An 11,762-nucleotide genomic window follows, 5' to 3' on the forward strand; every position below is an offset into this window, starting at 1 on the left:
ATCTTTAAAGGATTCTCCATGTCTGGTTATTTGCAAGGAAACGAAATGGCCGCGGGCCAAAAGCCTGCCGTCGCCACCGCGCCTGCACCGGCCAAAACGGTCGCCACCAAGGCGGTGACCATTCCGACGCTGAACACGCTGCGCGCCGCCGGCGAAAAGATCACCATGCTGACCTGCTACGACGCCAGCTTCGCCTCGCTGATGGACCGCTGCGGCGTGGAGATCCTGCTGATCGGCGATTCGCTGGGCATGGTCTGCAACGGCCACCAGTCGACGCTGCCGGTCACGGTGGCGGAGGTGGCCTACCACACGTCGGCGGTGGCGCGCGGCAGCAAGTCGGCGATGGTGCTGGCCGATATGCCGTTCGGCAGCTACGCTACGCCGCAAGCGGCGTTCGACAACGCCGTCAAGCTGATCCAGGCCGGCGCGCACATGGTCAAGCTCGAAGGCGGCGCCTGGCTGGCAGACACGGTGCGCTTTCTGACCGAACGCGCGGTCCCGGTCTGCGCCCATCTCGGCCTGACGCCGCAATCGGTGCACCAGCTGGGCGGCTACAAGGTGCAGGGCAAGACCACCGAAAGCGCCGAGCTGCTGAAAGCCGACGCGCTGAAGCTGCAGGCGGCGGGCGCCTCGCTGCTGGTGCTCGAAGCGATACCGTCGACGCTGGGCAAGGAAGTGACCGACCTGCTGGCGATACCAACCATCGGCATCGGCGCCGGCCCGGACTGCTCCGGCCAGGTGCTGGTGATGCACGACCTGCTGGGCGTCTTCCCGGGCCGCAAGGCGCGCTTCGTGAAAAACTTCATGGAAGGCCAGACCAGCATCGACGCCGCCGTCAGCGCCTACGTCGCCGCAGTCAAGGACGGTAGCTTCCCGGCGCTGGAGCACTGCTTCTAAGCGATACGGCCCGCAAACTGGCGCGCGTCGATCAATGGCAGGGTGGCCGAGGCGTCGCTGAAATAACGCAGGCCGCGCCAGACGGCAATGTCGCCGACCATGTAGAAATGATGCTGGGCTCGCGTGAGCGCAACATTGAGCAGGTTGGGTTTCGATGCCGCCCATGCCGCCGCGCCGGCGCGGTCTGCGTCTACGCCCAGCAGCATGAATACGGTGCCTTGTTCCTTGCCCTGGAATGTATGAACAGTACCGACCCGCTCTTTGCACCAGGTCCTCAGCACCTTTTTCTTCGGCGTCTTCCGACCGGGAACGTGCCGCGCCCAGTCGATCGCCATGATGCTTTTTTTCAGCTCGTTCTTGACCGCCTTGAAAGGCGAGATGCAGTACAACGGCGGCAGCTCCCCATCGCGGGCGTACAGCCGCAGCACCACCTCGGTCATATAGTCGACTTGCTGCGGCACGACTTGCTTGAATGTCGTCGCACCTTGGATCTGTATCCAGCCGCTGTCGCCCAGCCTCAGGCCTGCTGGGGGCTGGCGCGATTTGAGGCCGAACACCATCTTGCCGCCGTAAGCGGTTGAATTCGACAACGAGAACATCGGATCGGCGCAGCGCCGGTGCACGCGTAATGGACTGCCGATCCACAGCCCGCTGGTGCCCGGCTCGGGCGCCAGCGTCCCGTAGCAATTGGCGGCATCGGCCAGCCTTTGAACCGAGACTTTGTCCGGCGCATAGGCCTCGCCTGCGGTATGCACCGACAAGGCGGACAAGGCGCGGATCAAATTCATCGGCACCGTGAACACCGGCTCGATTTGCCGGGGATCGCCCACCACGACGGCACGCCGCGCCCGCCATAGCGCGCCCACCGCCGCCTGCGGCACGGCCTGGCCGGCTTCGTCGATAAACAGCCAACCCAGCGAACGGCTGCCCACGTCGCGGAACTGCCGCGCGAATGAGGCAAATGTCGTCGACACTACCGGCACCACCATGAACAGGCTTTGCCATATCAGCTTGCCATGCGTGCTCACTTCCGGGCGCCGCCCGTCTAGCAGCTTCGCGATGGCAAACAGATTGCCACCAAAACCTCCGCCCTTGGAGGCGACATCCGCCAGCCAGGCTTCATGCAGGGCCAGCGCCTTCGCAAACAATGTCGCGCGCAGCGTTGCCAGAGCGCCGTCATGCCACACGCCCGCAATCTGGACATCATCGGTTTCCAGTGCATCGAGCGACGCGGGAACCGGTTCGACGAATCGCGCCGCCAATGCGGCCAGTTCGGACGATAGCTGCTCCCATTGCCGCCGCCGCGCGGCCAGGGCGGATTCCGCCTGCCCCGCAGCGGTGGCGGCTTGCACGCTGTGCGTCGCGCAATCGGCCTCGTGCCGCTTTGCGGCGGCGATATTGGACCGTGCGGCAAGCTGCGCGTCGGCATTGCGCATCACCTCGGACTGGTGGCGGCGCGCCGTCCCGGTACGCAACAGGCGCGACCAGAAGCCAGGCCTGGAGCGGTCCAGCAGGCGCTCATTTTCGGACAGATCGGCCAGACGCTCCTTCAACACGCTTAAATCCGACTGGCTGGTCCGCAGCACCTCGGCGGCGGCGGCGGCGACGTCAACCGCCACCGTCAACGCCAGTTGCTGTTCATGGCAAAACAGCGCCGCATCCTGTCCCAGCATGGCCGTCCGCAAATCGGCATAACGGGCCAGATCAGTGCGCAATTGGTCGACATGGCGCTCGGCTTCGCGATAGTCGGCCGCGGCCTGGCTGAATCCAGGGCCGTTGTATCTCTCAACCCAGTCGCGGATATGCTGGCACCTGCGGTCCGGGGGGCTCTTGCCCTCCTTGTTCGCGTAATAAAATTTGGAAACGAAGCGCCGCCGATTACCGCTGTTGCCTAGCGCGCAGGAAATCAAACCCCACGGCGCCTCATCCTCGGACAACTCCGCGACCTTGCCTTCGTCGTCCTCGGCGGCCAGGCGATGGGCTACCGGGCGCAGGTAGCTGAAGTCCTTCCACGCCGCGCCCAGCTGTTTGCTCTTAGGCAGGTCGCGGGAGATGTTTTCGACGGCGGCGTTATTCGATGACGCCACAACCATCTCGAACCCCGTCAGGTCGGCATGCAGGCATCCTATGGTCGTGGTTTCATTGGTGTTGGCAAAGCCGACGCGTACCTTGCCGGTAAAGGCGTCGGCCGCACGGTTCAGTCGCGCCAGCACGCCGGCACGGCGCACGATGTTTTCGGCGAAGACCTCACGCAGCAACGTGGTCTTGCCGGTGCCAGGAGGTCCGTTGACCGCGAACAGTCCCTGGTCCGCCAGCCGGGCCATGCCGGCGTTGATGGCAAATTGCTGCATCAGGCTCATACGACGATCCGCGTCCTCCAGCCAATGACCACGGTTGCCGAACGCGGGATGCAGCAAACGCCAGAGTTCCGCGCGACCGGCGTCGGTGTACACATCGACCCGCTGGTTTTCCGCCAGCGGATTCAGATAAGCGTCGAGCAAGGGAACCGGCTCGCCATTCTTCACCGCGCGCATCGCGCACTCGATGTCTTCGATATAAAAACTGTTGAGGATATCGATGCCCGGTTCGGCCGGCTCTTCCGCTTCGTCGCTATCATCCACATCTTCGGGAACGGCCGTCGTATCCGCCGCCTCAGGCGGCGCAGCACTTTGAGTGGTGACGATCTCCAGCAATATCGCCGGCTGCTGCCGGCCCGGGGAAAAGCCGGACCACTCGGCAAACAAATCGGTCAACATGCCCATTTCAGCGCCGGACAACGGCGCCGCAGCCATGGTGCCATCACCGGATTTTGGCGCAGGCGCGCGTTGGGAAATGAAGTTCTGCAGCCTGTCCTTGAGCGCCTCACGGCCGGCGTCAAACGCCTCCAGGCCCAGACTCGACAAACCCTGCGCCGCGACCCGGCCCAACGCCCAAGGTACCGTTGAAACGGAAACCGGGTCGAAATTCGGTTCGCCGCAGGCATTCAGGGACAACCGCGCGCAGCAAGTGCGGCCCTCCATTTCAGTTCGTTCTTCTTCCTCGCACGGCTGGGAAGCGGACAAGGAAATGGCACACGACTCCAGTATTTCCGCCTTGTCGAATACGCCGATAAACAGGCGGTACCCGGTGAGCCTCCTCTCAGGCGGCACGGCCAGCGTCGAGAGGTAAGTCGTGGGCAAGCTGGCAAGATCATCGCGCGTGAGCCAGCGCAATTTCCATTTGTCTTCCGTATCGGTGATTTGATTTAGATCAAAGGGAATAAAGAATTCGATCTTATGCCAATATTCAAGGATGTCGAGAAGCCGCTGCTGTGCCGCTTGGGTCATAGGTTATGGAGTCAGATATCAAAAGCCGATGGGTTCGCTGCCGGACCTGCTTGTGTCAGTATCTCAGCAGCCAAACCATCGGTCAATCGGTACGCGCAGCCAGCTCTTTAACCGACTTTTATCCACGTAGTCTTGAGCTCCGTGTATTTGTCAAAGGCGTGCAGGGATTTGTCGCGGCCGTTGCCGGATTGTTTGTAGCCGCCGAACGGCACCGTGATGTCGTCGCCGTCGTACTGGTTGACGTGCACGGTGCCGGCGCGCAGCGCGCGGGCGGTCTGGATGGCTTTGCTCAGGTTGGCGCTCCATACCGCCGCCTGCAGGCCGTAAGGCGTGGCGTTGGCTTGCCTGACGGCGTCGCGCACGTCGGTAAAGCTCAGCACCGACAGCACCGGGCCGAAGATCTCTTCGCGCGCGATGCGCATGTCGCTGTTGACGCCGTCGAACAGGGTCGGCGCGACGTAGTAGCCGCCGCTGTCCTTGCGCACCTGTTCGCCGCCGGCCAGCAGTTTCGCGCCGTCCGCGCTGCCCGCTTCGATGTAGCCCATCACCGTCTTCAACTGCGTCTCGTCGACGATGGCGCCCATGATGGTGGCTTCGTCCAGCGGATCGCCGGGCGCGAAGCGCGGTATCATCGCCAGCGTTTTTTCGATGAAGCGCTCCTTGATCGACTCCTCCACGAACAGCCGCGATGGCGCGTTGCAGCTCTCGCCCTGATTGAAATAGATCGATCCCACCGCCGCCGACACGGCCGCATCCAGGTCCGGACAATCGGCGCACACGATGTTGGCCGACTTGCCGCCCAGCTCAGTCCAGGCCCGCTTCAGGTTGGACTGGCCCGCCATCTGCATGATCTGCTTGCCCACGCGCGTCGAGCCGGTGAAGCCGATGCAGTCCACGTCCATATGCAGCGCCAGCGCGCTGCCGGCTTCCTGGCCATAGCCCGGCACCACGTTGAACACGCCGGCCGGGATGCCCGCCTCCAGCGCCAGTTCGCCCAGCCGCAGCGCCGTCAGCGGCGACTTCTCGGACGGCTTGAGCACCACGCTGTTGCCGGCGGCGAGCGCCGGAGCGATCTTCCACGCGGCCATGATCATCGGATAATTCCACGGCACGATGGCGGCCACCACCCCGACCGGCTCGCGCGTGATCAGCGCCAGGCTGTCGGCGGCGGTCGGGGCGATTTCGTCGTAGACCTTGTCGATCGCCTCGCCGTACCAGCGGATGCAGTTGGCGGCGGCCGGCACGTCGACGCTCTGGCTGTATTTGATCGGCTTGCCCATGTCCAGCGTTTCGAGCAGCGCCAGTTCGGCGGCGTTCTTCTGTATCAGGTCGGCGAAGCGCAGCATGGTGCGCTTGCGTTTGGCCGGCGCCATGCCGGCCCAGCGGCTGTCGTCGAAGGCGGTGCGGGCGGCGGCAACCGCGCGGTCGACGTCGTTGCCGTCGCAGCGCGCGACAGGGCCGAGCAGGCGGCCGTCTATCGGGGAATGGTTATCGAACTGCTGGCCGCTGCGGGCCCAGACCCGCTCGCCGTTGATGAAGGCGCGGCCGTCGATCTGCTGAACCAGCGCGCGTTGATGCCAAAGAGGATTGTCCGCCATGTCGACTCCAGATGAATGAACCGCAACACCCTGATTCTAATCCGGAATGACGTGCTCCGACGCACGTCATTCCCGCGCAGGCGGGAACGACGTCAGCCGGACTTGAAGGCCGCGGACACCTGACGCTGGCGCAGGCGCTCGGCGCGCGCCAGGTACAGGCTCGATGCGATCACGCCGATCGACACCACCAGGATGGTCAGCGCCGCCACCGCGTTCACGCGCGGATCGAGGCCCAGGCGCGCGCGCGAGAAGATCACGATAGGCATCGTCGACGAACCGGGGCCGGACAGGAAGGCCGACAGCACCACGTCGTCCAGCGACAGCGTGAACGTCAGCAGCCAGGCCGAGGCCAGCGCCTGCGTGATGTTGGGCAGCGTCACCAGGAAGAATACCTGGTGCGGCCTGCAGCCGAGGTCCATCGCCGCCTCTTCCAGCGACTTGCTCATCTCCTGCAGGCGCGATTGCACCACCACCGCGGCGTAGGCCATGCCCAGCAGGGTATGGCCCAGCCAGATGGTGCCCATGCCGCGCTCGGGGAAGCCGAACATCTTCTGCACCGACACCATCATCAGCAGCAGCGACAGGCCGATGATCACCTCCGGCATCACCAGCGGCGCGCTGGCCATGCCGGCGAACAGCGTGCGGCCGGCGAAGCGGCGGTAGCGGTTCAGCACAAAGGCCGTGAAGGTGCCCAGTATCACCGACGAGCAGGCCGTCAGCACGGCGATCTTCAGCGACAGCCCGAAGCCGGAAATGATCTCGCCGTCGTTCATCAACTCGCTGTACCAGCGCGTCGAGAAGCCGCTCCACACCATGTCCTGGCGCGAGCTGTTAAACGAGAACACCACCAGCACCACGATCGGCAGGTAGAGGAACAGATAACCGAGCGACAGCCAGCCGCGCCCGAACCAGCGTTGTACGAAAGACGTCATGCCCGCCCTCCTTCGCGTTGCTCCGCCTGGTATTTGTTCAGGATCGCCATCGGCACCAGGATCAGCAGGATCACCACCACGGTGACCGACGACGCCATTGGCCAGTCGTTATTGGTGAAGAACTCGTCCCACAACACGTGGCCGATCATCAGCGTTTCCGGGCCGCCCAGCAGTTCCGGAATCACGTATTCGCCGACGGCGGGAATGAACACCAGCATGGTTCCGGCGATGATGCCGGACTTCGACAGCGGCACGGTGATGCGCCAGAACGCCTGCAGCGGCGTCGCGCCCAGGTCGGACGCCGCCTCCAGGAAGCGCATGTCCATCTTCACCAGGTTGGCGTACAGCGGCAATATCATGAACGGCAGATAGGCGTAGACCATGCCGATCACCAGCGAGAACGGCGTGTTCATCATGTGCAGCGGCTCGCTGATCCAGCCCAGCGACAGCAGCAGGTGGTTGACGATGCCCTGGTTGGCCAGGATGCCCTTCCAGGCGTAGATGCGCAGCAGGAAGGAGGTCCAGAACGGCAGCATCACCATCATCAGCAGCACCGGCCGCACCGTGGCCCTGGCGCGCGCCATGAAGTAGGCGAACGGGTAGCCGATCAGCAGGCAAAGCACGGCCGTGATGGCCGCGTACTTCAGCGAACTGAGATAGGTCAGCGCGTACAGGTCGTCGGTGACGATGAACAGGTAGTTGGCGACCTTGGCCTGCAGGTTGATGGTGCCGTTGGTGTAGCTGAGCAGCGTGCCGAGCGGATGGTCCGCGTCGATGTCGCTCAGGCTGATGCGCGCCACCAGCAGGAACGGCAGCAGGAAGGTGACCACCAGCCAGACGAACGGCACGCCGATCACGAAGCGGCGGCCGGAGTTTTTAAAGAACTTGCCCATGGCCGCCTCAGTTGGTCAGCACGACGACGTCGGCGCCGTCCCACCAGACGTAGACCTGCTGCTCGCGGCTCAGGCCCGCGTCGTGGCGGGCGGCGTTGGTGCGCGAGACTTTCAGCTCCATGCCGCTGGCCAGGCGCACCACATAGTGCGTCTCGTTGCCGAAGTAGGCGACGGAGGAGATCTTGCCCTGCACGCAGTTGTGGCCATGCTCGGCGGCGCTGGCGCGCTGTTCGACGGTCGGCGCCTCGACCTGCAGCACCATCTTCTCCGGCCGGATCGCCACCTGCACTTCCATGCCCTCGACGCCGGTGATGCCGTGCGGGACATAGCATTTGCCCTCGGCGCCCTCGACCACCACGTGGTCCGGCTCGTCGATGGTGACGCGGCCCGGGAACAGGTTGACGCTGCCGATGAAGTCGGCGACGAAGCGGCAGTTCGGCGTTTCGTAGATTTCGCCCGGCGCGCCCACCTGCAGGATGCGGCCCTGGCTCATGACGGCGATGCGGGTCGCCATGCTCATCGCCTCGTCCTGGTCGTGCGTCACCATCACGCAGGTCACGCCGACCTGCTCGATGATGTTCACCAGTTCGATCTGCGTCTGTTCGCGCAGCTTCTTGTCCAGCGCGCCCAGCGGCTCGTCCAGCAGCAGCAATTGCGGACGCTTGGCCAGGCTGCGCGCCAGCGCCACGCGCTGCTGCTGGCCGCCGGACAGCTGGTGCGGCTTGCGCTTGCCGTAGGCGGTCAGCTGCACCAGCGCCAGCATCTGCTCGACGCGGCTGGCGATTTCGTCTTTCGGCAAGCCGTCGCGGCGCAGGCCGAAGGCGATGTTGTCCCACACCGTCAGGTGCGGGAACAGCGCGTACGACTGGAACATCATGTTGATCGGCCGCTCATACGGCGGCACCGCGATGATGTCCTTGCCGTCCAATTCGATATGGCCCGAGGTCGGCGTCTCGAAGCCGGCCAGCATGCGCAACAGCGTCGACTTGCCGCAGCCGGAGCTGCCCAGCAGCGCGAAGATTTCGCCTTTCTCGATCGCGACCGACACATCGTTTACGGCGCGCAGGCCGTCAAACTCCTTGACCAGATTACGTATCGACAGGAAGGGCTGGCCGGGGGCCGATGCGGCGGGTATCGTCATGGTGGCGAAAATATCAAGCTTAATAAAAATGTACAGCGAAAAAATAAAGCGGGCTGCACCCGCTTTTTCAAAACCGTGATTATAAATGCAGCGCTTTTCGGCTGACTACTAAATCCAGCCTCTTTGCTGCAAATCGGCCAAGGTTTTGTCCAGGCAGGAGCGGATCAGCGCCACCATCTCGTCGATTTGCGCCTCGGTCATGATCAGCGGCGGCGCGATGATCATGCGGTCGCCGACGGCGCGCATGATCATGCCGTTGTCGAACATGTGGGCGCGGCAGACCATGCCGACCGCCAGGTTCTCGTCGAAGCGCTCGCTGTCGTGGATGGTCACGCCCTTGCGCCTGACCAGATTGAGGCCGGCGACGAAGCCGCAGCTTTCTGCCACACCGACCAGCGGGTGGTCGCCCAAGGTCGCGAACCGGCGCTTCAGGTAGGGGCCGGTCTGCTCGGCCACGCGCCGCACCAGCCCTTCCTCTTCGATGATGCGGATATTCTCCAGCGCCGCCGCGCAGGCGACCGGATGGCCGGAGTAGGTGAAGCCGTGATTGAACTCGCCGCCCTCGCCGATCAAGACATCGGCCACGCGGTCGCCCACCAGCACGCCGCCCAGCGGCACGTAGCCGGAGGTGACGCCCTTGGCGAAGGTGATCAGGTCCGGCTTCATGCCGAACAGCTCGGAGGCGAACCAGCGGCCCAGCCGCCCGAAGCCGCAGATCACTTCATCGGCGATCAGCAGCACGCCGTACTTGTCGCAGATGCGCTGGATCTCCGGCCAGTAGCTGGCCGGCGGTATCACCACGCCGCCGGCGCCCTGTATCGGTTCGCCGATGAAGGCGGCGACCTTGTCGGCGCCTACTTCATGGATTTGCTCCTCCAGCCAGGACGCCGCCTTCAGGCCGAAGTCATGCTCGCTCATGCCGGCGCCGTCGTCCAGATAGTTGGGCTGGCCGATATGGACAATGCCCGGTATCGGCAGGCCGCCCTGCTCGTGCATGCCGCTCATGCCGCCCAGCGAAGCGCCGGCCATGGTGCTGCCATGGTAGGCGTTGTGGCGGCTGATGATGACGTGGCGCTGCGGCTGCCCCTTCAGATCCCAATAACGGCGCACCATGCGCACGTTGGTGTCGTTGGCTTCCGAACCGGAGTTGGTATAGAACACGTGGTTGAAGCCTGCCGGCGCGATCTCCACCAGCTTGGCGGCCAGTTGCACCGCCGGCACGTTGGTGGTGTTGAAGAAGCTGTTATAGAACGGCAGCGTCGTCATCTGCTTATGCACCGCGTCCGCGATGCTGCTGCGGCCATAGCCGACGTTGACGCACCACAGGCCGGACATGCCGTCCAGGATCTTGTTGCCCTCCGAATCCCACAGGTAGATGCCTTCGCCGCGTACCATCACGCGCGCGCCCTTCTCGCCCAGCGCCTTGGTGTCGGTGAAGGGGTGCATGTAGTGCGCCGCATCGAGTTCGCGTACTTTGGCGGTGTCCATGGCGGCCTCCTTAAACGTGCAGCAGCAGGTGCTCGCGCTCCCACGGGCTGATGACGGTCATGAACTCCTGGTGCTCCAGGTCCTTGATCGCGGCGTAGACGTCGATGAAACGTTCACCCAGCACGGTGCGCAGCTTGTCCTCGGCGCGCAGCAGGGCCAGCGACTCCGGCAAGCCTTGCGGCAGCTGCACCGGTAGGTCGTAGGCGCTGCCGACGGTCATCGGCGTCGGTTCCAGCGCTTCCGTCATGCCCAGGTAGCCGCAGGCCAGCGTGACCGCCAGCGCCAGGTAGGGATTGGCGTCCGCGCCGATGATGCGGTTCTCGACCCGGCGGTCCTGCACGCCCGATTCGGGGATGCGGAAGCCCACGGTGCGGTTGTCCACGCCCCACTGGATGTTGATCGGCGCGGCCGTGTGGCGCACCAGCCGGCGGTAGGAATTGACGTACGGCGCGACGATCGCCATCGCCGACGGCATGTAGCGCTGCAGGCCGCCGATGTAGTGCTTGAAGATCGGCGCCGGCGAACCGTCGGCGTTGCTGAAGATATTCAGGCCGGTCTTGGCGTCCACCACGCTCTGGTGCACATGCATCGCCGATCCCGGCTCGCCCGCCATCGGCTTGGCCATGAAGGTGGCGTACATCGAATGCTTGAGCGCCGCCTCGCGCAAGGTGCGCTTGAAGAAGAACACCTTGTCGGCCAGGCCCAGCGGATCGCCGTGCAGGAAGTTGATCTCCATCTGGCCGGCGCCGATCTCGTGGATCAGCGTGTCGACGTCGAGGTTCATCAACTCGCAGTAGTCGTAGATGTCCTCGAACAGCGGATCGAACTCGTTCACCGCGTCGATGCTGTAGACCTGGCGGCTGGTCTCGGCGCGGCCGCTGCGGCCGATCGGCGCCTTCAGCGGCAGGTCGGGGTCGATGTTCTTGTCGGTCAGGTAGAACTCCAGCTCCGGCGCCACCACCGGGCTCCAGCCCTTGTCCGCATACAGCTTGAGCACGCGCCGCAGCACGGTGCGCGGCGCGAAGTCGACCATCGCGCCGTCGGAGAAGTAGCAGTCGTGGATCACCTGCGCGGTCGGGTCGGTGGCCCACGGCACCATGGTGATGGTGGTCGGATCGGCCTTCAGGATCATGTCGCGGTCGATCGAGGAAATGGCGCGGTAGTAGGCCGCGTCGTCGGTCGGGTAGTTGCCGGTCACGGTCATGCCCAGCACCGCCTCCGGGATGCGCATGCCGCGCTCCTGGGTGAATTTTGTCCGGGGGAGAATTTTCCCGCGGGCGACGCCGGTCAGGTCGGGCACCAGGCATTCGATTTCGGTGACTCGTTTGTCGTTGAGCCACAAGTCCATATCGGTGTAAGTGAAGTTTTCGCGGATAGCCATGAATTACTCTCAAAAGTCTTGATCAAGCGCGGCCGACTGCGGGCCGCGCGCGTGGGGACGGGTTTTCGGAGAGCCCAGCTAAGGAACGCGGCGCGCCCAGCGCTCG

Annotated in this window: 8 protein-coding genes; 1 reads left to right on the forward strand and 7 read right to left on the reverse strand. The window is 64.3% G+C overall.

Features of this window, described 5'->3' with window-relative positions:
* The first annotated feature begins 45 nt into the window (after positions 1-45).
* Positions 46-897: a 3-methyl-2-oxobutanoate hydroxymethyltransferase gene (gene panB, locus ABWW33_RS10140; protein WP_353401242.1), complete on the forward strand. Its 852-nt coding sequence runs from the start codon at positions 46-48 to the stop codon at positions 895-897.
* Here the strand turns inward: panB and ABWW33_RS10145 are convergent.
* From ABWW33_RS10145 to ABWW33_RS10175, 7 genes are all read right to left on the reverse strand, one after another.
* Positions 894-4,223 carry a DEAD/DEAH box helicase gene (locus tag ABWW33_RS10145; RefSeq protein ID WP_353401244.1) on the reverse strand — a complete coding sequence of 1,110 codons (3,330 nt, stop codon included), beginning with the start codon at positions 4,221-4,223 and terminating at the stop codon, positions 894-896. The two genes, panB and ABWW33_RS10145, sit on opposite strands and share 4 nt — an antisense overlap.
* A 107-nt stretch (positions 4,224-4,330) precedes the next feature.
* Positions 4,331-5,821 (reverse strand): aldehyde dehydrogenase, encoded by a 1,491-nt coding sequence (locus tag ABWW33_RS10150; protein WP_353401246.1) that lies wholly within the window; start codon positions 5,819-5,821, stop codon positions 4,331-4,333.
* A gap of 92 nt (positions 5,822-5,913) precedes the next feature.
* On the reverse strand, positions 5,914-6,753 hold the full coding sequence (locus ABWW33_RS10155) for an ABC transporter permease subunit (RefSeq protein WP_353401247.1): 840 nt from the start codon (positions 6,751-6,753) through the stop codon (positions 5,914-5,916).
* Positions 6,750-7,646, reverse strand: a complete 897-nt coding sequence (locus ABWW33_RS10160) for an ABC transporter permease (RefSeq protein ID WP_176652255.1) — start codon at positions 7,644-7,646, stop codon at positions 6,750-6,752. The genes ABWW33_RS10155 and ABWW33_RS10160 overlap by 4 nt, the downstream gene beginning before the upstream one ends.
* A 7-nt stretch (positions 7,647-7,653) precedes the next feature.
* On the reverse strand, positions 7,654-8,787 hold the full coding sequence (locus ABWW33_RS10165) for an ABC transporter ATP-binding protein (protein ID WP_353401249.1): 1,134 nt from the start codon (positions 8,785-8,787) through the stop codon (positions 7,654-7,656).
* 108 nt (positions 8,788-8,895) lie between these two features.
* On the reverse strand, positions 8,896-10,275 hold the full coding sequence (locus ABWW33_RS10170) for an aspartate aminotransferase family protein (protein WP_353401251.1): 1,380 nt from the start codon (positions 10,273-10,275) through the stop codon (positions 8,896-8,898).
* A gap of 10 nt (positions 10,276-10,285) precedes the next feature.
* On the reverse strand, positions 10,286-11,656 hold the full coding sequence (locus ABWW33_RS10175) for a glutamine synthetase family protein (RefSeq protein ID WP_176652252.1): 1,371 nt from the start codon (positions 11,654-11,656) through the stop codon (positions 10,286-10,288).
* Positions 11,657-11,762 lie beyond the last annotated feature (106 nt).

The sequence above is a fragment of the Duganella hordei genome (assembly GCF_040369125.1).
GTDB lineage: Bacteria > Pseudomonadota > Gammaproteobacteria > Burkholderiales > Burkholderiaceae_D > Rugamonas > Rugamonas hordei.